The sequence below is a fragment of the Nocardia thraciensis genome, assembly GCF_054782435.1.
In genome coordinates, this window is record NZ_BAAGSM010000023.1 from 133,598 (window position 1) to 155,670 (window position 22,073).

Here is a 22,073-nt window from a genome sequence, read left to right on the forward strand (position 1 = left end):
CCGCAAACGGCGCCGTCTCGACTGCCGAACCCAGGAGACCACGCAAAACCGCAGGAAGCGACCCGATTCGCGTGTCCCGACCCAATCCTTCGGAATCACCAGGAAATGGTCCGCAACCGTTGTAAAGTCCGACCCAGATCCAGGAGGGAATCCGACCCGAATCAGCAGGGGGTACGCGCATGACCGAGGACGATCAACCATCGACACTGACGAGGCGGCAACTCGGTCGCCTCTTGCGTGAGGCACGTGAGGGCATCGGCCTCACGATCCAAAAGGCCGCGCCCCTGGTCGAACTCAGCAAGTCCGCCCTACAGCGGATGGAGGCCGGTGAGATCGTGCGCATCCGCGTCCGTGATGTCCAAGCGCTCTGCGAGCTGTACGAGCTGTCGCCGGAGGAGACCGAGCATGCGGTCCAGCTGGCCAAGCAGGCCCAGGTGAAGAGTTGGTACACCGCGTTCGGTGGGCTTCACAGCGACTCGACTTTCAAGATGTACGTCGGGCTCGAGTCGGCGGTGGAGCATCTGATCGTCTACAACGAGATCATTCCCGGCTTGCTGCAAACGGCGGACTACGCACGCGAAATCATCGGCGCTTACCTTCAGCACAACGATCCTGAAGACATCGAACGTCGTGTCGAGCTTCGAATGCGGCGTCAGGCAATCATCACCCGCAAAGCTGTCCCCGTGGAACTTGAAGTGCTGCTTCATGAATCCGCTCTACACCGTGTGGTCGGCGACCCACGGGTCATGGCCGCCCAACTGCGGCATATAGCAGAGGTCAGCAAGCGAACCAACGTCAGCCTGCGCATCCTGCCGTTCTCGGCCGGGGTCATATGGGGCTTACTCCCAGAAACCTTCTCGATCCTCAGCTTCGGCACCGATGCGAAGGGAAAACCGGTGGAACCCCCGCTGGTATATCTGGAAGGATCAACGAACGACCTTTATCTGGAGAAGCCCGACGACGTGCTGCAATACCAGAAGCTCGCTTCGGCGATGCGGGACGCGTCGCTGGATGAAACGAAATCGCGGGACCTGCTCCGGCAGGTGGCTAGGAGATACGAAGCGTGAACATCGACCTATCCAGAGCATGCTGGTTCAAGAGCAGCCGTAGCGCTGGCAGGACCGAATGCGTAGAGGTGGCCTGGCTCGCCGAAGGCAAGGTCGGCGTGCGTGACTCCAAGCATCCCACCGGCCCCGCCCTGATCTTCACCCCCGGCGAGTGGGACGCCTTCACCGCAAGCATGCGGGACAGCGAATCCCACCGTCCCCCTGCGTAATCCACCGCCTACCGGTCGGCAGGGCCGACGGTTCCCGCACCCCCTGGTCATTCCCGCACCGATTACAGCACATGTAACCCGTGCGGGAACTTGCGAGGGGTGCGGGAATTGGGTCCCGATGGGTCCGCCCCAGTCGTGCATCACCAGGGTGATCCCTGTGTCGGTGATCGCCGGACTACTCGGGCCAGCCACCGTACGGGACGGTCAGCATCTCCAGGTAGTGGCCGTTGAGGTCGAGGAAGTACACTCCGCGGCCCCCGTCGTTGTGGTTGATCTCGCCTTCGTGGGCTTGCCGGGGATCCGCCCAGAAGCGCAGGTCCCGGGCCTGAATCCGCGCGAAGGCCGCGTCGAATTCCTCCTCCGAGACCAGGAAGGCGTAGTGCTGCGGCTGGATCTCGGTGTTGCCCGGCGGGACGACCGCGAAATCGAAGGTGACTCCGTTGGCGACCGTGACCGGAACGAACGGCCCCCACCGCGGCCCTACCTCCAGGCCCAGAATGTCGGCCCAGAATTCGGCGGACTTCTGATTGTCGTGACACCCGACAATGGTGTGATTGAACTGAACGGACAAAGGATTTCTCCTGTGCTCGTGGCGATCCCGACCCCGGACCGGTACCAAGTCGGCCTACGGGAGCACCGCCACGAGACAGAACGTATCCCACCCGGAGGAGATCCGGCAACCCGCGGGTCACCGGATTCACACCTACAGGGGCAGGTTGGGCCCGGAGGAGATCGACGCCGACAGCGACGACAGCAGGCACGGCAGGCTCGGCGGGTACTGCTGGGTGCAGATGATGGCGACGGGCCGCGATTCCTGTTCGGCCTGCTCCACCGTGACGGCCGAGGCCGGTGCGGCGGCGGCCAGCGGCGCGGCGGCGAACACACCGGCGAGGAGTGCGAAGCGAATTCTCTTGGGCATCATGGATCCTTTCCGAACGGTGGCCGAGGGGTGGCTACGCGTTCGCCCGGACGGTACAGCCGCCGCACGCGCACCGACAGCCCCGAGAACCACCGGCCCCGGATCAGTGGGCGGCGGCGCGGATTTCGGCCGCGCGGCGCGCACGGCGCAGGGCATCGGCGGTGAAGACCGCCAGCGCCAGCCAGATCAGCCCGAATCCGGCCCACCGCGACGGCGGCATCGCCTCGTGGCCGACCAGCACGCCCCACGCCATTTGCAGTGCGGGAGTGAGGTATTGGAGAATTCCCATGGTCGACAGCGGAACCCGGCCCGCCGCGAAGGCGAACAGCAGCAGCGGCACCAGGGTCACCGGACCGGTCGCCATCATCAGGGCCGTGCCGCCCACGCCGTCCCCGAACGCGGACTGCCCGGTCAGCACGAACACGAGCGCCACCACCAGCGCGAACGGCGCCGACACCAGACCCTCGGCCGCGACGCTGCGCATCGGGTCGAGCCGGATCACCTTCTTCACCAGCCCGTAGGTCGCGAACGAGCAGGCCAGCACGAGCGCGATTACCGGCGGTTTGCCGTAGTCGACGGTCAGCACGACCACCGCGGCGCCGCCCAGCCCCAGCGCCGCCCACTGCGGCCAGACCAGCCGCTCCCGGAAGATCGCCACGCCGAACAGCACGGTGACCAGCGGGTTGATGAAATATCCGAGAGCGCATTCCACGACATGCCCGGAGGTGACCCCGTAGACGTACACACCCCAGTTGAGCGCGATCGCCGCGCCCGCGACGGCGGCCAGCCGCCAGGTCCGGCCGTCGATGCCGCACAGCTCCCGGATCCGCCCGGCCAGCAGCAGCCCGATCAGCACCACGACCAGCGTCCACAGAATCCGCTGCGCCACGATCTCGACCGGGTTCGCGAACTCCAGCAGGCCGAAGAACGCCGGGAACGCACCCCAGCACAGGTAGGCGCCCGCCCCGACGGCGACTCCCCAGTTACCCGTCCGCCGCACCCGGCTCGCCGCGCCGCCGGAGCCAGGGATCACAGCCGACGACCGTTTCCGAAACTGCACCGCCAAGACGGTACTTCCGCCCGGTACCACTGTCGAGCAGCGCTCGCAGGCACCCGCCTACTGTGAAACCGAGTGCGACGAGGTGGACGCGGCCCACCCGGAAGGGACGGGTTCGGATGAGCCTTCGGCAGTACGAATACGCGCTGGCGGTCGCCGAGGCCGCTCAGGGGCTGGGGGGTGACGCTGGTCCCGGCGTCCGCGGTTCCCCCGGCCGTGTCCCAGCCCGTCATCGCGGTGGTCCAGCAGGATCCGGGACCCGCCGAGACGGCCCTGCTCGAACTCCTGCGCCAGGAATCCTGGTCCGGCACAGCCGCTTTCGCACCGGTGGCCTGAACACTCTCACTGGTCAATCTTGCGGCGCCGTGGCGCGGATGCCCGCGAGCACTACGTCGACGATGCGGTCGGCGTCCGCGCGGGTGAACCGGCGCATACCCCGGTTGACGATGAGACGCGCTGGGCCCGAGATCATTTCGCCGAGGAAGGCGCTGTCGACCGGGGGCAGCTCGCCCCGATCGACCGCGGCGTCGACACGGCGTCGCAGCGCGGCCTGGCGCTGATCGAGGATTCTGACCAGCGCTTGCCGGACGGTGGGGTTCCGGCGCGCGGGCTGGACGGCCTGTTCCAGCGTGACGCCGAACGGCGTTTCCAGGCCTCCGGCGAGGGCCACCAGGTAGTCCGCCAGGTCCCGGTGGATATCGCCGGTGTCGGCCACCGAGGCGAGACCTTCGGCGTAGCGCAGGACGGCCTCGACCACCAGCTCCTCGCGGTCGGGCCAGTTGCGGTAAACGCTGGTCTTGTTCACGCCCGCGAGCTCGGCGACCTCCTCGTACCGGAAGCCCGCGATGCCGTCGCGCGCCACGAGTTCGGCGGTCGCGGCGAGGATCTGCGCGCGCACCCGCGCGTTGCGGCCGCCGGGGCGCCGTGCGGGCGGCCGGTCAGCGGACTCGTCGGCCATCGCCGCGCTCACCTCCTGCTCTCTGCTCGGGTGCCGATTGTCGCGCAGCCGCGTCGTTGCGGTGCGAGCCGGTCGTCGGTAGGCTTCATTAAAGCAACAGATTTTCTCTTTTAGTAGTCCATTGTCTGAACCTGGAGCGCACCCGTGAACATCCTCATCTCCGGAGCCGGGATCGCCGGGCTCGCGTGCGCGCTCGAGTTCGGCGCGCGCGGCCACGATGTCGCGGTCGTCGAGTACGCCCGCGGCCTTCGGATCACCGGTACCCCCATCGATATCCGCGGCGACGCGATCGAGGCCGTCGACCGGATGGGGCTGCTCGCGCGGATTCGGAAACAGCGGATCAGGATGTCCGAACAGACCCGATTCGTCGACTCCGCGGGCGCGCCGGTGGCACGGATTCCCTTGGCGGAGGTGAACGACTCCGACGACGACCTCGAGATCCTGCGCGAGGATCTCGTGCGCATCCTCGCCGATGCGCTTCCGGACACCGCGGCGATCCGCTTCGGCGAGTCGATCGAGTCCCTGACCGACGACGGCCGCGTGCGTTTCGCTTCGGGCCGCACCGGGCGGTATGACCTGGTGGTCGGCGCAGACGGCCAGTACTCGGCGGTGCGCCGGCTGGTGTTCGGGCCTACGGCGGACTACCTCCGCCACCTCGGCGTGTACTTCGCCCTCGCCGATCTGCCCGGCGAGCGCAGTTGCGCGGGCGGTAACTCGATCTACAACGTCCCCGGTCGCATGGCGGGAGTGTTCCGGTACGGGGGCAAGGCCGTCGCGGTCTTCCAATTCCGCTCCGAGCCAATCGATTACGACCACCGCGATCCGGAGGCCCAGAAGCGGATTCTCATCGACGCGTTCGCGGGGCACCGGTCGTGGCGGATTCCGGAGTTACTCGATGCGGCCCGGGCCGACCCGGGGTTCTACTTCACCTCCGCGAGCCAGATACGGATGCCCTCCTGGCATCGCGGCCAGGTCGTGCTCGTCGGGGACGCCGGATACAGCCCGGCGTTCCTCTCCGGCCGCGGCACTTCGCTCGCGCTCACCGGCGCTCGTTTTCTCGCCGAGGAGATCCAGCGGTGCGGTGACGATCTCACCGCCGCGTTCACGGGATACGAAGCGCGGCAACGCCCCTACGTCACCTTCGCCCAGGGCCGCGTCCACGGCGGGCGCGACCGCATGTTGCCGACCACCTGGGAGGCCATTGCCGCCCGCAACGAGGCGTTGCGGGGTCTCGGGGAGAACGCGTCGTGAGCGGCCTGTCCGACGATTCGGATCCTGTTGTCCGGGAACATCGTTGGAGTCGGCGGCTCATTCTCTGGGCCGCCGTCCTCACGCTCGCCAACGTCCTGGCCGATGTGGTGATCGGCTCGCCCTTGATGGTGCTGCCGCAACTGCTGGAGCATTTCGACACCGATCAGGCCGCGTGGCTCAATGCCAGTGCGATGCTGGCCGGGGCGATCTGGTCGCCGCTGCTCGCGAAGAGTTCCGACCTCTTCGGCAAACGCCGGATACTCGTCGGGACACTGCTGCTCGCGTGTGCGGGAGCGCTGATCTGTCTTGCCGCGCCCAATGTCTGGATCTTCGTGGTGGGGCGTTTCTTACAAGGCGCTGCCTTCGCCGCGGTGTTCCTCACAGTCGTTCTCGCACGCCAGATTTGCAGTCCGGGGGTGGCGATGGCGGTGGTCGGACTGGTGACGTCGGGATCGTCGCTCGTCGGGATCATCGAGCCGTTCCTGATGCAGCCGGTCATCGATGTGTTCGGCTATCGGAGCGTATTCGTCGTCGCGGCGGTGCTCGCGGCGGTGGCAGCGCTCTGCGTGCGTTGGTTCATCCCGGAGTCGCCGATTCGCGGGGCCGGCCGGATCGACGTCGGCGGGGCGCTGCTGCTCGGCGGCGGACTCGGCGCGGTTCTCGGTTACGTCAGTCTCGGCAAGGATTTCGGATGGCTGTCCGGAGGTATGGTCGCGCTACTGGTGGCCGGTGTCGCCGCGCTGGCCGGGTGGGTGTTCCGCGCGCTGCGGGTCGACGAGCCCCTCATCGATATCCGGGCTCTCGGCCGCCCGATCCTGTTGACCCTGCTGGCACTGGTGCTCGCCGCGGGTTCCTTCCGGAGCATGCTGCAGCTGACCGGCATCATCGCCCAGGTGCCACCTGACCTGGGGCTCGGTTACGGGCTGGGGCGCGGCGAAGCGGTCGCGGTGCTGCTCGCCGCGCCCAACGTCGGCATCGTTGTCGGCGGTACCTGCGCGGGATGGATGGCGGGGCGCGTCGGTCCCGCGTTACCGCTGCTCGGCGGCATCACTATCGGCGCGGCGGCGAGCCTGGCGATGCTGGCGGGCGTCTCGGTGCTCCCGCTGGCGGTCGCCTGCGGCGCCATGGTCGGCGTGGCCGCCGGTGCGATCGGCGCCTCCGGATACAACTTGGCCACCAGTCTCGAAGTTCCTCGGCGGCAAGGCACGATCGCCGGTCTGGTGTCGGTGGTACTAGCCCTCGGCTCGGTCGTATTCAACTTCGCCGGTGGCGAGGTGCTCCGGGCGACCCGCATCCCCGGCACCTTCGCAGACGGCGCCCCGGTAAGCACAGCAACCGGCGTATACCTCTACGTCGCGATGGCGGGACTGCTGTTCATCCTCGCCGCAGTGCCCGCAATCATGCTGGCACGCAACAGATCTGGCACTCCCAGCACCCCAACAGCACTCACTCCACCACCCTCTTCCCGGCAACCACCACCTTCCCCACACGCCACCGTCACCACACACCCGACAAGCACCACCACACTCCCGACAACAAGCACCACCACACACCCGGCAAGCGTTACCCCCATATTCCCGGCATGCTCTTGGCCGGGATCCCCACCTCCCCACCGTGGATTCCGGCCAAAAGCGCGCCGGAAATAATGGAGGCGATACCCCGATCGGCACGCGCCACCACCGCATCACCCGACATCCGGAATACCCTCAGCCCCTGGGGAATTCGCCGCCGTCCACGACGAGGCTGCTTCCGGTCAGCCAGCTCGCCCGGTCGGAGACCAGGAACAGGACCGCGTCGGCGATATCGTCGGGCCGCCCGTCACGACCCAGCGGCGGCGCGGAGTTGTCCTGGCCCGGGCCCTCGTTGATGCGCGCCCACTGTTCCCGCGTCGCCTCGCCGCCGGGAGTCGCCAGCTCCGCGGCCAGCCCGCGGCTGTAGTTCTCCAGCGCCGCCTTCGCCGCCGTGTAGTGCAGGAACGGCGGCGCCACGGTCGGGGTGGCCGCCGAGGAGATATGCACGATCATGCCCCGACCGCCGTTCCCGCATCCCCTATGCCAGCAGCCAGCAGCGCGTCCAGCCGCACCGACGTCAGGAAGTTCAGGTTCAGCGCGTCCTGCCACTCCTCGTCGGGTATGGCGAGGGCACCCCGGTGCGGCCCTTCCCCGCCCGCGTTGTGCACCAGGATGTCCACCCCGCCGAGCACCTCCCGCACGGCCGTCGCGAGCGCCTCCGCTCCCGCCCGTGTCCGCACATCGGCCGCCACGAACACGGCCCCTTCCGGCACCGCACTCGTCGCCGACCGAGCGGTCGTGAGCACCTGTGCACCCGCGGCGAAGACGACATAACAGCGGCCGCTATAGGAAATCCCTGTACCGCCCGAACCTTCGGTCAATCCGGTAGGCGCACAACACCGTCCAGGTAGCGGTGGCAGCGGCCGGTGAGCAGGACACGGTCGGCGGCGAGGGTGCAGCGGAGGCGGCCGCCGCGGGCGGACAGCTGGTGGGCGGTCAGATCGGCGCGGCCGAAATCGCCGCTCCAGATCGGGGTCAATTGGGCGTGTGCCGAGCCGGTGACCGGATCCTCCGGGATGCCGACGCCCGGGGCGAAGAAGCGGGAGACGAAATCGGCGGTGTCGCCGGGTGCGGTGAGGATGACGCCGCGGGCCAGCTTCGGGAAGGCCGCCAGGTTCGGCCGGGCCGCGCGGACCTCCCGCTCGGAGGCCACGATGATCACCTCGTCCTGGCCGGTCAGGGTGCGCAGCGGGCGCACGCCCAGCGCGTCCACCAGGTCCGGGTCGGCCACCACGTCGAGGGAGGCGACGGCGGGGAGGTCGAGCACGAGTTCGTCGTCGTCGGTGCGGTCGACGGTCAGCCAGCCGCTGCGGGTGAAGAAATGCACGCGGTCGCCGCCGGGATGCATATCGTCGAGGATCTGCGCGGCCGACGCCAGCGTCGCGTGCCCGCACATGTCGACCTCAACCGCGGGCGTGAACCAGCGCAGGTGAAAGGCCGGTCCCGTCCCCGGCGCCGCCCCCGCCTCCGGCGGCAGCTCGGATACGTAGAAGGCGGTTTCGGCGAGATTGTTCTCCTCGGCCAGTTGCTGCAGCAGCTCGTCGGGCAGCCACTCGAGCAGCGGCATCACCGCCGCGGGGTTGCCCGTGAACGGCGCGTCGGCGAATGCATCGATCTGATGCAGCAGGACCTCCATACTGCCGAAGGTACCCGTGTTCCCAATAGACACGCGGGACAACACCGTTCACGGCGCGCCATAGCATGCGACCAGTTAGCCGCCCGAAAAACCGCTGTAGTCAGCCGCTTTCGCAGGACCGGTGTCAGGCATTCTCCCCTGGCGAATCCGGCATCAGGTGCCGCTGCTCACCCGCCATCGAGGCGCTCGCCCACCAGGCCACCTCCACCAGCACGATCCCGATGGCGCCCAGTACGAACGCGGTCGTGGTCAGGGCCGCGTTGGACGGGTCGAGCCGGAAGAACTCCCTCGTGAACGGGATGGTGAACAGGATCAGGTAGCCGAGCACCGAGCCGCCGATGAGCACGATCTTCCACCAGTTCCACGGCCGCGCCACGATGGCCAGCACCCATACCGCGATGATCAGCAGCGTGATCAGCGCGGTCGTGCCCGCCTGCACCTTCTGCACATCGCTCTGCTGCGGGCCCTGGTAGGCGATCAGGTAGGCGATGAACGTCATCACGCCGATGACGACTCCGGACGGGATCGCCAGCCGCAGCACCCGGGGTACGAAACCCGTTCGCGCCCTTTCGTTGTTGGGCGCCAGCGACAGGATGAAGGCCGGGATGCCGATGGTGAACCAGGCCGCGATCGTCACGTGCCGCGGCAGGAACGGGTACGGCACCGGTTCGTAGTGGAACAGCTGCGAGCCGATGCCCGCCACTCCGACCAGGAACGCCAGCAGCACCGAGTACACGGTCTTGGTGAGGAACAGATTCGAGACCCGCTCGATATTGCCGATCACCCGGCGGCCCTCGCCCACCACGTAGGGCAGGGTGGCGAACTTGTTGTCCAGCAACACGATCTGCGCCACCGCGCGAGTGGCCGGGCTGCCCGCGCCCATCGCCACGCCGATATCGGCGTCCTTGAGCGCGAGCACGTCGTTGACGCCGTCGCCGGTCATGGCGACGGTGTGGCCGCGCGACTGCAGCGCACCGACCATGGCGCGCTTCTGATCCGGGCGCACGCGGCCGAAGGTGGTCTCGTCGTCGAGTACGTCGGCGAGTTCGTCGCGCTCGGTCGGCAGGGTGCGGGCGTCGACGGCGTGATTGCCGCCGGGCAGCCCGAGCGACGAGGCCACCGCGCCGACCGACACGGCGTTGTCGCCGGAGATCACCTTGATCGAAACATCCTGGCTCTCGAAGTATTCGAGCGTCGGCCGGGCGTCGGGACGCACCTTCTGCTCCAGCACGACCAGCGCCTGCGGGGTGACCGCGCCGGGCGCGTCCGGGGCGTCGACCGGGCGGTCGCCGGTGGCCAGCAGCAGCACCCGCAGGCCCTGCGAGCCGACCTCCTGCGCGGCGACGGCCGCCTCCGACGCCGGGTCCAGCAGCACATCGGGCGCGCCGAGCAGCCAATTGCCTTTGTCGCCGTAGGAGAATCCGCTCCACTTCCTCGCCGAGGAGAACGGCGCCACGGCCGTCGGCTGCCAGCCGGGCGAGTCCGGCAGCGCCTCGCCGATGGCCGCGACGCTGGCGTTCGGCCGCGGATCGTCGGAAGCCATGGCCGCCAGCACTTCTCGCAGCCGCTCCTCGGGGATATCGCCCACCGTGCGCAGTTCCGACAGGCGCATGCCGTTCTCGGTGAGGGTGCCGGTCTTGTCGGCGCACACCACGTCCACGCGGGCCAGGCCCTCGATCGCGGGCAGTTCCTGCACCAGGCATTTGCGCTGGCCCAAGCGCACGACGCCGACCGCGAACGCGATGGACGTCATGAGCACCAGGCCCTCGGGCACCATCGGCACCAGCGCCGCCACCATGCCGTTGAGCGCGCTGCGCCACGACTCGTGGCTGGAGAACAGTTGGTTGTAGATCGTCACCAGACCCGCCGGGATCAGCAGGTAGGTGATCACCTTCAGGATGGTGTTGATGCCGTTGCGGAGCTCGGAGTTGACCAGGGTGAACTTGCTGGCCTCGTCCGCGAGTTTGGCGGCGTAGGCGTCGCGGCCCACCTTGGCGGCCCGGTAGGCGCCCGAGCCGGAGACCACGTAGCTACCCGACATGACCTGTGCGCCAACGCTTTTGTCGATCGGGTCGGCCTCGCCGGTGAGCAGCGACTCGTCGACCTCGAGCAGTTCGGACTCCACCACCTCGCCGTCGACGACGATCTGGTCGCCGGGGCCGAGTTCGATCAGGTCGTCGAGGACGACGTCCTTGGGGCCGACCTCCTCCGAGCGACCGGCGCGGCGCACCATCGGCTTGGCCTGCCCGACGATCGCCAGCTTGTCCAGCGTCTGCTTGGCCCGCACCTCCTGCACGATGCCGACGACGCTGTTGGCGACGATCAGCAGGCCGAACATCCCGTCGATGATCGACCCGGTGGCCAGCACCAGGATGAACAGCACACCCAGGATCGCGTTGATCCGGGTGAACACATTGGCCCGCACGATGTCGGCGACCGACCGACTGGCCCGATCCGGCACATCATTGGTCTGCCCGTCGCGCACGCGCTGCTCGACCTCAGCCGCGGAAAGCCCCGGCGCCCGCGCCGCCTGCTCGGTGATCGACATGCCGACAGCCTAGAACGTCCCGCCCCGCCGAGCGCCGAGGCGCGTCCCGACGACGCTTATTCGCCCATCCGCACTGCTCCCGGCCAAAAGCATGCCGGGAAACAAGTATGGATGCGAGCGCGCCGGGGAAAGAATATGGATTCGCCGAGGCAAGGACGTACCTTCGAATGCCCAACCGGGCTCTCTTCATTCCCCGCCTTCTTCGCGCTAGCGGAGAGGGCGGGGGCTTCGGGAGCGCATGATCAAAGCCGCTACGTAGTAGGTGCAGGGGTGGGCGGTGTGGTTGGCGTAGTGGAGGGTGCTGTCGGCGGCGAGGTAGATGGAATCGCCCGCGCCCAGTTCGACAACCTGCTCTCCGTCGATGGTCAAGGTGACGGTGCCCGATTCGGCGTAGATGAACTCGTGGGAGCCCGGTGCGTAGGAGGGGTATTCGCCGGGCACGCAACCGGGCGGCAGGGTCGAGCGGATCCATTCGAAATTCACCCCGGGCACCACGGGAGTGAGAATCGTCCGCTCCCAGCCCGATTCGTCGATGACATCCTGTTCGGCGGCGCGGCGGACGATGATCCGCTCACTGTCCGGCTCGGAGACCAAGGCGGACAGCCGGATTCCGAGACCGGCGGCCACGCGGTCCAGCACCACCACCGTCGGCGCCTTGTCACCGCGTTCGACGGCGGACAGCATGCTCACGCTCACCGACGACAGCTCCGCGAGGGCCTGCAGCGTGAGCCCGCGGTCGTGGCGCAGGCGCTGGATGCGCTGGCCGAGTGCGACGAGGTCCATCTACACTATAGTAGTGACTGATTCTCCTATAGCGAAACTCCGGACGGTGCGCGCCGGTACCGACGCCGACCTGCCCGCGGTCACCGAGATCTACGCGCACTACGTCACCGAGACCGTATCCACCTTCGAACTGCAGGCCCCCGATCTCGCCGAGTGGCAGCGCCGCTTCGCCGCGATCACCGCCGCCGGGCTGCCGTTCCTGGTCGCCGAGGAGGACGGCCGCATCGCCGGATACGCCTACTGCGCGCCCTGGAAGACCCGGCCGGCCTACCGGCAGACGGTGGAGAATTCCATCTACCTCGCGCCGTGGGCCCTCGGCCGCGGCCTCGGCGGAAGACTCCTCGACGCACTGCTGGACGCCTGCCGCACCCGCGACCTGCGCGAGGTCATCGCCGTCATCGCCGACACCGGAAACTCCTCCTCCCCCGCCCTGCACCGCAGCCGAGGCTTCACCGACTCCGGCCACCTCCGCCGAGTCGGCTACAAACACAACCGCTGGATCGACACCCACCTCATGCAACTCAGCCTCTGAATCTCCAACTCCCGCACCCCGCGTTCATCCCCGCACCCGCTACAGCGCTTGCACCAGGTGCGTGAACACGCACGGGGTGCGAGGGGGCTGTGCCGGGGCCTGGGCGGGGCGGCTCAACGTTCGGGCACGGGGCCGTCGTCCGGTCCCGGGACGGCCGACTCCTGTTGTTCGGGGAGGAGGGGCACTACGGCGAAGGCGCCTGCGGCGGCGTCGGGGGGCAGGGCTTCGACCGCGCGGATGTTGTTGTGCGAGGGCAGTTCTCGCAAGCGTTCGAGGGAGCCTCGCACGACCGCGCCGACGACGCAGGGGCATTCGGCGCGCAGGCGCGCGGCGACCACCGCCGCGGTCCGGAGGGCGCGGTCGTCGGCCGAACGCGCCGGATCGGTCGCGACATATTCCATCGCGCCCGCGGCCGCACGGCCCGAAGCGATGGCGGCAGCATCGCCCGCTGCGACCGGCACAGAGATCAACGGGGTGAACACCCGGTCGATCGGCACGTGGTAAAGCACCTGCGAGATCCGCAGTCCCGCAGCATGTTCCGGAAGCCGCGCGGCTGCCACACCAGAGGCGAACGACACCAGCGCCCAGCGCTCGCCGCTCTCGAGCGAAGCGGAACCGTTGCCGCCCAGCGAGTCCCGCGCGCGAGCCAGATACTCGGCGACCGGCTCCCCCGACTCCGGCCCGAGCCGGTCGGTCGTCACAACCGCCGGACGCGGCGGGATCGCAAAGCCCAGCACCACGACCACAACAACTAAAACAACTGCGGCACAGGCGATTCCGAGCGTCCGCAGTCGATCACGCATTGCGCAGGACGTCGAGCGCATGCTCCAGATCCGCAGGATACTCGCTGGTGATCTCGAGCCACCGCCCGTCGGCGGGATGGGCGAAACCCAGAGAGCGCGCGTGCAGCCACTGCCGCTCCAACCCGAGCCGCTCGGCCAGCCGCGGATCCGCACCGTAGGTGAGATCGCCGCAGCAGGGATGCCGAACCGCGGAGAAATGCACCCGAATCTGGTGGGTGCGACCGGTTTCCAGGTGAATGTCGAGCAGGCTCGCCGCCTGGAACGCCTCCACCGTGTCGTAGTGGGTGACGCTGGGGCGGCCGTCCGCGGTCACCGCGAACTTCCACTCGTTACCGCGCGCCCGCCCGATCGGCGCGTCGATGGTGCCGCTGGAGGGATCCGGATGTCCTTGCACCAGAGCGTGATACCGCTTGTCGACCGTGCGCTGCTTGAACGCGCGCTTGAGCACCGTGTAGGCGTGCTCGGACTGCGCCACCACCATCACGCCGGAGGTGCCGACGTCCAGCCGGTGCACGATGCCCTGCCGCTCGTGCGCGCCCGAGGTGGAGATCCGGTAGCCCATGGCGGCCAGCCCGCCCACCACCGTCGGCCCCGCCCAGCCCACACCGGTGTGCGCGGCCACTCCGACCGGCTTGTCGACGGCCACGATGTCGTCGTCGGCGTAGAGGATCTTCATCCCCTCCACCGGCGTCACCTCCACCGTCAGCTCGCGCTTCGGCTCCGGGAACTCGACCTCCAGCCACGAGCCCGCGACCAGCCGATCCGATTTGCCCGCGGGGGTGCCGTCGATCTGCACCGACCCGTCCTCGGCCAGCGCGGCGACGGCGGTGCGCGACAGGCCCAGCAGCCGCGCCAGCCCGGCGTCCACGCGCAGTCCGTCCAGGCCGTCGGGGACCGGCATGGCGCGCGTCTCCCTCATGCCTGGTCACCCGCGGCCGAGGCCGCCTTGTCGCCCGAGTTCCGGGTGCGGGTGCCGTCGGGCTCGAACCCGAACAGCGTCAGCACGACCAGCAGGATCGCCCCGCACACGATCGAGGAGTCGGCGACGTTGAACACCGGCCACCACTTGGTGACGGAGATGAAATCCACCACATGCCCCTGCAGCGGTCCGGGCGCGCGGAACAACCGGTCGACCAGGTTACCGAAGGCGCCGCCCAGCACCAGGCCCAGCCCGACCGCCCAACCCGGCGACCGCAGCGAGCGGCCGATCCTGATCACCCCGACGACGACTGCCGCGGCGACCAGCGTCAGCAGCCACGTCATGCCGGTGGCCATGGAGAACGCGGCGCCCGCATTGCGCACCAGGGTCAGCCGCACCACGTCGCCGACGATCGAAATCGGTTCGCCCGGCGTCATTTTCGCCACCACCAGCACCTTGGTGCCGAGATCCAGCGCGAAGATCACCGCCGCCACCGCCAGCAGCGCGGGCAGGCGGCGCGGCGCCCCGGACGCGGCATCGCCCGCCGACGCGCCGTCGGACGGGGTCACGTCCCGCGGTATCTCGTCGTGATCGTCGGGGTCCTGCTCGCGCGGCCGGTCGGTACTCACAGCAGACATCATCCCCTATACGGATAGCGGCCTCGTCGCTCGCCGGGTACACCGGCCCCCGGCGCCGTGCGGCCCGGTCGCGTCCCAGCTGATTTTCAGGATCCGGCCGTACTCTGTTCGACGTGACGGTGTTGTCTTCTCCATCTCGCGCCGCATCCGAGGCGCGATCCGCATCGGCTGCCCGTTCCGCCCGCTCGGGTGTGTTGCTGGTGGTTCTCGCGGTCGCGTTGTCGGCGCTGGGCGTCGGCTGCGGCGACGCCTCGGACTCCGGCGGCGACGCCGAGGTGGAGCCGTCCGGATTGGGCAAGGAGGTCACGGTGCCCATCGCGGCGACGGTGACCTCGGTGGCCCACCCCGGCGACGAACCGCGCTCGATCCTGCGGCCCGGTTTCGAGACCGACACCGCCCAGCAGGTCACACTGCGCACCGACCACCACATCGAACAGCAGATCGATGACCAGGCGGCGCGCGATTTCTCCCCCCCGGCGGTCACGATCCCGCTGACCGCGCGCACCGGCCACGACGGCGTCGACCTCACCCTGGGCTCGGCCAGCTCCACCGATCCGGCGCTCGCCCAGCAGTTGCTGACGGCCGACGGCTCGCACGCGGGCTTCGAGATGAGCGAGATGGGCGTGATCACCGCACTGCGGATGGCGCCCAAGCCAGCCACCCCCGACGCGGCGCGCGCGGCGCTGGAGCAGGCCTTCTATCAGGCCGTGTACCAGTCGGTGGCGTTCCCGGTCGAACCCGTCGGCGAGGGCGCGGTGTGGACGGTGCGCCAGCAGGTGTCCGGCGGGGTGCCGCTGGATCAGACCACCACCGCCACGCTGACCAAGCGCGACGGCAACCTGCTCACCATCGAACTGGACGTCACCCAGACCCCGAAATCCCATGTCTGGCAGCTGCCCAACAACGCGGGCTCGCTCGATATCGTCGACTACGTGATGCACGGCACCGGCACCGTCACCGTCGATCTGGGACTGCCGCTGCCGGTCTCGGGCTCGGTGACCGTCGGCGGCAAGCAGTCCTACCGGGATCCGCGCAGCGCCGTGCTGCTGCGGCAGAACATCAGCACCCAGGTGCGATGGGGCGAGTGAGGCGAACGGCGCACTGCTGGCGGGTGTCGCGCCCGCAGGGTGTCCTCGGCCCTGAGCACCCATGATCAACTCCGGATTCCGGCCCTGTTCGCGGGCCCGCCGCCTAGGGTTCGAGGGGTCCGCTCTCGATCCCTGATCGGAGGATTCCGATGTCCGATATCGCACCCATCCCCGAGGGTTACCCGGTGGTCTGCCCGGGCCTGGCCGTCGACGGCGCCGCCGCCGCGATCGAGTTCTACAAACGCGTGTTCGGCGCCACCGAGCGGATGCGCATGCCCGGCCCCGACGGCCGGGTCGCGCACTGCGAGATGATGTTCGGCGATTCGATGGTGATGCTCGGCGACGCCGTGCCGCAGCTGGACTTCCTGGATCCGAAGGCGATCGGCGGCACCCCGGTAAACCTGCACGTCTACGTCGAGGACGTGGACACCACCTTCGCCGCCGCCCTCGGCGCGGGCGCGCGCGAACTGATGCCGTTGACCGACGAGTTCTACGGCGACCGCACCGGCAGCTTCGAGGACCCGTGGGGCCATCGGTGGACCGTGGCCAGCCACATCGAGGACGTCTCGCCGCAGGAGATGGACCGCCGCCTGTCCGAACTGGGCTGACCGGCGCGGGTCACCAGGCGGTATTGATCGGCCCCGGGCTGAACAAGCCGCCGTGCGTCTCCTGGGTGACCTCCGGAACCGCGAGCCCGGCCGCGGAGTCGAGCGGGATCAGCCGCTGCAGCTCGCCCCAGTCCTGGCGCCAGTCGTCGCGCAGATAGGTGGCCAGGGTCTGGGTGCGGAGCAGTTCCTTGCTCCAGCCCAGCGGGCCGCCGCCGTCATGGCTCTGCCACAGGTTGGTGTCGTGGGCGGCTGCGCGGTCGGGCAGGATGCGCCAGCCCGGAATCTGCGCGATGCCGTCCTTGTGGTCGAACGGCCGCTGGCACGGGAACTGCAGTCCCACCGCCCAATCCAGCAGCACCGGGTCCTTCGACCCGATCAGATCGTTGAGCGTCTGCGTGTGCGGGATGCGGGGCGGCGTCAGCGCCATCCACTGCTTCGGGTCCAGCGTCTTGTCGCTGGCCACGATGCGAATCACGTTGGCCTGGGCCGGAATCTGGTCCAGCGGCACCCGCAGGTTCCGCCACGACGGCGCGGGCCCGATATCGATCGGCGTCACCCGCCCCTCCGGTCGCGCGTCGGTCGCCGAATCCGTTGTGCCGTATTCGATCTCGATCGGCTGCCCGGGAAATACCGAGCCGTCCTTGTGGATCGCGCGGAAGCGCCCGGCCGCGGTGAGCGCGATGATGCCGCTGCGATCGCCGGGATCGGGCAGCCGGTACCAGCCGGTGGTCAGCTCGGACGCGGCCTGCTGGCCCGCCGTGCCGAGTTCGGGCGTACTGGCGGTGTCGAGCCCGAACGGCAGTGGCGCACCGCCGGTCTGGGTGCCGGTGGTGCCCCCGGACTTGTCGTTGAAGGCGTTGGAGATACTGCTGCTGCTGTTCTCCGGCTCGTCGTCGGGGGTGAGGTCGCCGACGCCGTTGGGCACGAAACCCTGGTTGCTGCCCGCGAAGGTGGAGAACGGATCACCGGACAGCGGCGGCAGCATCGAGGCGTTGGGATCCGATTCCACCAGCACGTCGTTGGCCAGGCCGCACGGATGTCCCATGACCGCGTTGACATTCGAGCGCGCCAGCGAGAACGCCGGATACTGCGCGACCGCGGCCTGGGCGAACGAGACCACCATGAACACGACGATCAGCGCCGCCGCCACGGTCAGCGGCGGGATCTTGGCCAGCCGCCACGCACGCGGCGAAATCCGGTGCGGCGTACCGGGTTCCGGCGCGCGCAAGTGCCACCACGCGGCCAGCACCAGGCACAGTCCGGCGATGATCAGGAAGATCTTGCTCAGCCCGATGCCACCGATCGACGGCGCCCTGTCCCACCACGGCACCCCGTAACTGGACACGTACCACCACTCGTTGACGCTGGTGAAGATCTGCGCCAGCGCGATCGCCACGATGGCCGCGAACAGCGCGCGGTTGCGCGGCGAGCGCATCACCCGCGGCCCCACCGCGACCGCGGTCACCACCGCGACCGCACCGGCGAGCCCGGCGTAGACGCCGTTGTGGTGGGTGAACTTCGTCGGGACGGTCGCCATCAGCAGCATCGCCCCGAAGGTGATGCACAGCAGCCGCTTCGCGGGGCCGGCGGCGACCAGCGGGATCCGGCCACCCTTGCGCAGCGCCTGGAACGCGCAGGCCAGCAGCCCGAGCCACATCGCGACGATCCCGAACCGGCGGCCGATCGAACCGTCGGCGCTGGGCATGAACAGCCACTGATAGGTCAGATAGTCGTCGAACCACGGCACCGAGGGGCCGACAGCGTTGTGCACGCGCTTCATCTCCGACAGCGCCGACAGCGGCTGCACGCCGAATGCGAAGACCAGCACCACCGTCCCGGCCGCGGCGAGCGGGGCCAGCAGGGTGGCGTAGGCCTTGACCCGGGACCACTCCGAGACCTGTTCGCCCGAATTCGCCCGCCCGGCACCGTAATTCGTGGCCAACTCGCGCGCCCGCGGGATGGCGAACCGCACCACCGATCGCGCGCCCGCCAGCAGCGGCGCCACGCAGATGATCCCGGAAGGCGCGGCGGTGAGACTGAACGCGGCGATCAGAATCGCGATCGCGTACGGCAGCAGCCGCCGGGTCGCGATGGCCCGCTCCACGAAACACCAGCTGAGCAGCACGCAGACGGCGATCACCGGTTCCGGGCGCAGTCCGTTGTTATAGGGCAGCCAGACGGCCAGGAATCCCAGCGCGCCGGTCCATATCGCCACCTTGTCGTGGCGCACCGCCACGCCGAGCCGCGGGATCACCTCCCGGCTCAGCGCCAGCCAGGTGATCACACCCGCCAGCAGCGTGGGCAACCGGATCCACGGACTGGCCGTACTGATCTCGGTCATGTGCGCGATGATGTCGTAAGGCGGTGTGCCGACCGGGTTTTCGGGCACGCCGAAGAATCGGAAGTAGTTGGCCATATACCCCGACGCCAGCGAGGTGCGGGCCATGCCGAACTGATAGCCGTCGTCGGAGGTGGTGGAGCCGATGAAATGCCACACCGCGAGCGTGCCGAGCACGAGGGCGTCGACCTTGGTGAAGACCCACCAGCGCTGCGGCAGCAGGCGCCGCACCCGGCGGCCGTCGAAGCGGTCCAGCCGGAACAGCGCCGCCAGCGCGATCAGGGTGAACACCACCGCCAGCACCGTGGCCGCCCGCTTCAACAGCGTCGGTTCCACCGAGAATCGGCTGTCCACCTCCGCGGAGACCGACGTCCCGCCCGCCTTGGGCAGGTCGCTGAACACGCCGACCAACTGCGGCCGGAAATCGCCCCACAGCGTCACCGGTTTCGCTCCCGTACCGGTCAGCTCCGCCTGCGTCGACGACATATCGGAATGCACGGTGAGGGTGGCGTCGGCGAGGCCGTCGACCGGCACGCTGAACATCGACTGGCTGCGCAGCACCACCTCGAGCCGGGCGGGCTTGTCGCCCTGCGCCGGGCGCACCCGCGCGACGAATCCGTACTTCTCGAGGTTGGGAGCATCGGCGGGCATGGTCGCCGCGGCCAGGCCGCCGCGCTCGCCCAGTTGTTCCAGCGCCCGCCCGGGGATGGTGGCGTCGAAGGTCAGGGGCGCGTAGGACACCAGCGGCGCGGTGATGCTGCGCGTCGAATCGTGTTGCGGCCACGAGAGAGTCGTCTTGTCGACCCGCACCGGCAGCAGCGGTACCGCGAGGGCCATCAGCGTCGCGAGTAATCCGGCGACGATGGCCACCGGCTTGGCCCACCGCCCGCGTCCAGGCCGGGTAACCCCCGGTTCCTCGCCTGCTGCGGGCGCCTCGTCCGCCCTGACCATCGTGTCCGTCACGGGGGCCGATCGTAGCGTGACGCAATCGTGACCGGATAAATCGTCCGAAGGATTCTCAGCCTGCACTTAACTTCCCGTCGGTTCGCAGACATGCGAACGGGGCCGATGTCCGATGGACTCCGGCCCCGCACAACACGAAACTACGAGCAGGCGGGCGAGCTCTGGCCCAGGTTCTGAATACCGGCGCACGCCCAGCTCTTCTGCAGGACCCACTTGCCGTCCTGCGCCACGAACGGCACGCTGGCCTCCGACGGCGCGCCGCCGTTGACGGAGAAGTTGGCCGTCGCGGTCAAGGTGTCGCCGCCCAGGTACGTGACGTTCGTCACCTCGATCTTGGCGTTGTTCTGCTGGTACGCGTCGGTCAGCTTCTTGATCATGTCAGGGTCCTGCTGCAGGGCCTGCTGACCGTTCTCGAGGTACTGCACCTTCTGATCCGCGGGCACGTTCGGATCCAGCGCCTGCGACAGCTCGGTGTTCAGATCGGCGACGGTCGGCACGGGCGGCACGTTCTCCGCCGAGGCGGCGGCGGCCTTGGTCGTGGTCTTCGGCTTCGAGTCCCCGTCCTTGTCACCGCTGCCACAGGCCGACATGCCGAGCGCGGCCACGACCGCCAGGGTGGCGACCGCGATGCGTCCTGTCCTCTGAAGCTTCAATGCTCGTCCTTTGCGTTCGAGTTGGTCTGATCGGTGCACGTGACAGCCTCCACCCGACCGGCAGCGCTGCACGAGTGGCCTTACGCTACCCGCCAAAATTCAACGAAGACTAAGGAGCGGGTCCGCCGGAGCGAGGTCGGCATCATCGGCGGCAAAGGTATACGCCGGGCCGGGCCCTGTCGAGCGGGTCTCGAAACGCACCGTGACACGGCCGTGTCCGGAGCCCTGCACCCAGCCGTGCCCGTGCTCCCGATGCGCGACATCGCGCCCCGGATACCAGAATTCGGTGGTGTACGACCGCGTGGCGGGCGGCACCGCGGCTGCGGGTCCCGACGGCTCGGCCACCTCCGCCGGAGCGAGAGTCGGCTCCGGCGCGACGAATTCGTCGAGGGCGCTTGCCGGACCGACGTCGCGAGGACGGCCCGTCGCGGCCAGCGCCTGATCCAGTTCGGGGAACAGCGACTCCTGCCGCACCGTCGACAATCCGCCGAAACCCACGCCCACCAACCGGATCGCCCCGAGTTCGCCCGGGTCGATGGCCGAGCGCAGTGCGGCGGCAGTCAGCGTGGCCAGTTCCTCCGTCGCATAGGGCAGGGTGAACGAGCGGGTCACGATGCTCATATCGGTGCGCTTCAGCTTCAGCACCACCGTGCGGGCGGCCCGGCCGTCGGCGATCAGGCGGCGATGCGCGGACGCGGCCATCTCCTCGATGGCAGGGCGCAGCTGGGCGAGGGTGACGATATCGCTCTCGTAGGTGGTTTCGGCGCTGATCTGCTTGGCCTCGGCGCGCTCGGCGACCGGGCGGTCGTCGATGCCGCGAGCCAGCCGATGCAGGGCCGCGCCCACGCTGCCGCCCAGTAGCGATACCGCCTCCTGCTCCGGCAGGGCGGCGAACGCGCCCACGGTCTCGATGCCGACCGAGCGCAGCCGCCCCTCGGCCACCGGCCCGATCCCCCACAGCGCGCGCACCGGGAGCGCGGCCAGCATCCGCTGCTGTTCGGCGGGCGAAACCACCCGCACCCCATCGGGTTTGGCCAGCCCGGAGGCGATCTTGGCCAGCTGCTTGCCGGTGCCCGCGCCGACCGAGGCGACCAGGCCGGTGCGCTCGCGGATCAGGGCCCGCAGTTCCTCACAGAACGCCAGCACCTCGCCGACCGTGGCGCCCGCCAGGTCGGCCGGCTCGCCGAAGGCCTCGTCGAACGACAGCGTCTCCAGGACCGGGATGCGCGAGCGCAGGGCCTCGAACACCTGCCCGCTCACCTCGCCGTACACCACCCCGCGCGGCGGCACCACCACCGCCGTCACCCCGACCAGCCTGCGCGCCTGATGCATCGGCATCGCCGACCGCGCCCCGAACACCCGAGACTCGTAACTGGCCCCGGCCACCACCCCCCGCGCCCCGGTCCCCCCGACCAACACCGGCCGCCCCCGCAAGGTCGGCCGAGTCAACTGCTCCACCGACGCGAAAAACGCATCCATATCGATATGCAGCACCCACCGCCGCGCCCGCACCTGATCCGTACTCCCGGCAC

General features: G+C 69.1%; 23 protein-coding genes. 8 read left to right on the plus strand and 15 right to left on the minus strand.

The features are described 5' to 3' along the window. Positions 1–179: 179 nt before the first annotated feature. The gene (locus tag ACYVLQ_RS14370) at positions 180–1,067 is read left to right on the plus strand and encodes a helix-turn-helix domain-containing protein (protein ID WP_460697949.1); all 888 of its coding nucleotides are present in this window, start codon (positions 180–182) and stop codon (positions 1,065–1,067) included. Further along, entirely contained in the window at positions 1,064–1,276 is a 213-nt protein-coding gene (locus ACYVLQ_RS14375; protein ID WP_460697950.1) for a DUF397 domain-containing protein, read from the plus strand. The genes ACYVLQ_RS14370 and ACYVLQ_RS14375 overlap by 4 nt, the downstream gene beginning before the upstream one ends. 175 nt (positions 1,277–1,451) lie before the next feature. Here ACYVLQ_RS14375 and ACYVLQ_RS14380 read toward each other — a convergent pair whose 3' ends face one another. The 3 genes from ACYVLQ_RS14380 to rarD all read right to left on the minus strand — a co-directional run bounded on the left by ACYVLQ_RS14380 (position 1,452) and on the right by rarD (position 3,195). Continuing rightward, positions 1,452–1,847, minus strand: a complete 396-nt coding sequence (locus ACYVLQ_RS14380; protein ID WP_460697951.1) for a VOC family protein — start codon at positions 1,845–1,847, stop codon at positions 1,452–1,454. A gap of 132 nt (positions 1,848–1,979) precedes the next feature. Then, on the minus strand, positions 1,980–2,195 hold the full coding sequence (locus tag ACYVLQ_RS14385; RefSeq protein WP_460697952.1) for a hypothetical protein: 216 nt from the start codon (positions 2,193–2,195) through the stop codon (positions 1,980–1,982). Between the two features lie 103 nt (positions 2,196–2,298). Next, a complete protein-coding gene (rarD, locus tag ACYVLQ_RS14390) occupies positions 2,299–3,195 on the minus strand; it encodes an EamA family transporter RarD (RefSeq protein ID WP_460698255.1) in 897 nt (298 codons plus the stop codon). A gap of 237 nt (positions 3,196–3,432) precedes the next feature. On the opposite strand from rarD, the gene ACYVLQ_RS14395 reads away from it, so the two are divergent. Then, complete coding sequence (locus ACYVLQ_RS14395; protein WP_460697953.1) at positions 3,433–3,588, plus strand: hypothetical protein; 156 nt, start codon at positions 3,433–3,435, stop codon at positions 3,586–3,588. A 13-nt stretch (positions 3,589–3,601) separates the two neighbouring features. Here ACYVLQ_RS14395 and ACYVLQ_RS14400 read toward each other — a convergent pair whose 3' ends face one another. Continuing rightward, positions 3,602–4,210 carry a TetR/AcrR family transcriptional regulator gene (locus ACYVLQ_RS14400; RefSeq protein ID WP_460697954.1) on the minus strand — a complete coding sequence of 203 codons (609 nt, stop codon included), beginning with the start codon at positions 4,208–4,210 and terminating at the stop codon, positions 3,602–3,604. A gap of 144 nt (positions 4,211–4,354) precedes the next feature. Between ACYVLQ_RS14400 and ACYVLQ_RS14405 the strand changes: the two genes are divergently transcribed. Both ACYVLQ_RS14405 and ACYVLQ_RS14410 read left to right on the plus strand, forming a co-directional pair. Further along, positions 4,355–5,461: an FAD-dependent monooxygenase gene (locus ACYVLQ_RS14405; RefSeq protein ID WP_460697955.1), complete on the plus strand. Its 1,107-nt coding sequence runs from the start codon at positions 4,355–4,357 to the stop codon at positions 5,459–5,461. Beyond that, complete coding sequence (locus ACYVLQ_RS14410; RefSeq protein WP_460697956.1) at positions 5,458–7,107, plus strand: MFS transporter; 1,650 nt, start codon at positions 5,458–5,460, stop codon at positions 7,105–7,107. Before ACYVLQ_RS14405 ends, ACYVLQ_RS14410 begins: the two co-directional genes overlap by 4 nt. Before the next feature lie 60 nt (positions 7,108–7,167). On the opposite strand, the gene ACYVLQ_RS14415 is transcribed toward ACYVLQ_RS14410, so the two are convergent. The 5 genes from ACYVLQ_RS14415 to ACYVLQ_RS14435 form a co-directional block, all read right to left on the minus strand. Then, entirely contained in the window at positions 7,168–7,485 is a 318-nt protein-coding gene (locus tag ACYVLQ_RS14415; protein ID WP_460697957.1) for an SDR family oxidoreductase, read from the minus strand. After that, positions 7,482–7,778 carry an SDR family NAD(P)-dependent oxidoreductase gene (locus ACYVLQ_RS14420; RefSeq protein WP_460697958.1) on the minus strand — a complete coding sequence of 99 codons (297 nt, stop codon included), beginning with the start codon at positions 7,776–7,778 and terminating at the stop codon, positions 7,482–7,484. The genes ACYVLQ_RS14415 and ACYVLQ_RS14420 overlap by 4 nt, the downstream gene beginning before the upstream one ends. Positions 7,779–7,849: 71 nt before the next feature. Beyond that, a complete protein-coding gene (locus ACYVLQ_RS14425; RefSeq protein WP_460697959.1) occupies positions 7,850–8,668 on the minus strand; it encodes a PhzF family phenazine biosynthesis protein in 819 nt (272 codons plus the stop codon). Positions 8,669–8,792: 124 nt separating this feature from the next. Continuing rightward, positions 8,793–11,216: a cation-translocating P-type ATPase gene (locus ACYVLQ_RS14430; protein ID WP_460697960.1), complete on the minus strand. Its 2,424-nt coding sequence runs from the start codon at positions 11,214–11,216 to the stop codon at positions 8,793–8,795. 207 nt (positions 11,217–11,423) lie between these two features. After that, a complete protein-coding gene (locus ACYVLQ_RS14435; protein WP_460697961.1) occupies positions 11,424–11,999 on the minus strand; it encodes a helix-turn-helix domain-containing protein in 576 nt (191 codons plus the stop codon). 13 nt (positions 12,000–12,012) lie between these two features. Here ACYVLQ_RS14435 and ACYVLQ_RS14440 point away from each other — a divergent pair, with 13 nt between their 5' ends. Continuing rightward, on the plus strand, positions 12,013–12,531 hold the full coding sequence (locus tag ACYVLQ_RS14440; protein ID WP_460697962.1) for a GNAT family N-acetyltransferase: 519 nt from the start codon (positions 12,013–12,015) through the stop codon (positions 12,529–12,531). 113 nt (positions 12,532–12,644) lie between these two features. Here ACYVLQ_RS14440 and ACYVLQ_RS14445 read toward each other — a convergent pair whose 3' ends face one another. Genes ACYVLQ_RS14445 through lspA form a run of 3 tightly spaced genes read right to left on the minus strand, consistent with a single transcriptional unit; the run spans position 12,645 to position 14,891 of the window. Next, positions 12,645–13,334: a hypothetical protein gene (locus ACYVLQ_RS14445; RefSeq protein WP_460697963.1), complete on the minus strand. Its 690-nt coding sequence runs from the start codon at positions 13,332–13,334 to the stop codon at positions 12,645–12,647. Then, positions 13,327–14,253, minus strand: coding sequence for an RluA family pseudouridine synthase (locus tag ACYVLQ_RS14450; RefSeq protein WP_460697964.1), 927 nt, complete (start codon positions 14,251–14,253; stop codon positions 13,327–13,329). The genes ACYVLQ_RS14445 and ACYVLQ_RS14450 overlap by 8 nt, the downstream gene beginning before the upstream one ends. After that, complete coding sequence (gene lspA / locus ACYVLQ_RS14455; protein ID WP_460697965.1) at positions 14,250–14,891, minus strand: signal peptidase II; 642 nt, start codon at positions 14,889–14,891, stop codon at positions 14,250–14,252. Before lspA ends, ACYVLQ_RS14450 begins: the two co-directional genes overlap by 4 nt. 191 nt (positions 14,892–15,082) lie before the next feature. Between lspA and ACYVLQ_RS14460 the strand changes: the two genes are divergently transcribed. Both ACYVLQ_RS14460 and ACYVLQ_RS14465 read left to right on the plus strand, forming a co-directional pair. Then, positions 15,083–15,979 (plus strand): hypothetical protein, encoded by an 897-nt coding sequence (locus ACYVLQ_RS14460; protein WP_460698256.1) that lies wholly within the window; start codon positions 15,083–15,085, stop codon positions 15,977–15,979. Positions 15,980–16,128: 149 nt separating this feature from the next. Beyond that, the gene (locus tag ACYVLQ_RS14465) at positions 16,129–16,587 is read left to right on the plus strand and encodes a VOC family protein (RefSeq protein WP_460697966.1); all 459 of its coding nucleotides are present in this window, start codon (positions 16,129–16,131) and stop codon (positions 16,585–16,587) included. 10 nt (positions 16,588–16,597) lie between these two features. Here ACYVLQ_RS14465 and ACYVLQ_RS14470 read toward each other — a convergent pair whose 3' ends face one another. The 3 genes from ACYVLQ_RS14470 to ACYVLQ_RS14480 form a co-directional block, all read right to left on the minus strand. Beyond that, a complete protein-coding gene (locus ACYVLQ_RS14470) occupies positions 16,598–19,876 on the minus strand; it encodes an arabinosyltransferase domain-containing protein (RefSeq protein ID WP_460698257.1) in 3,279 nt (1,092 codons plus the stop codon). Positions 19,877–20,028: 152 nt separating this feature from the next. Beyond that, on the minus strand, positions 20,029–20,541 hold the full coding sequence (locus tag ACYVLQ_RS14475; RefSeq protein WP_460697967.1) for a hypothetical protein: 513 nt from the start codon (positions 20,539–20,541) through the stop codon (positions 20,029–20,031). Positions 20,542–20,640: 99 nt separating this feature from the next. Beyond that, a complete protein-coding gene (locus ACYVLQ_RS14480; RefSeq protein WP_460698258.1) occupies positions 20,641–22,020 on the minus strand; it encodes a DNA polymerase IV in 1,380 nt (459 codons plus the stop codon). Positions 22,021–22,073 lie beyond the last annotated feature (53 nt).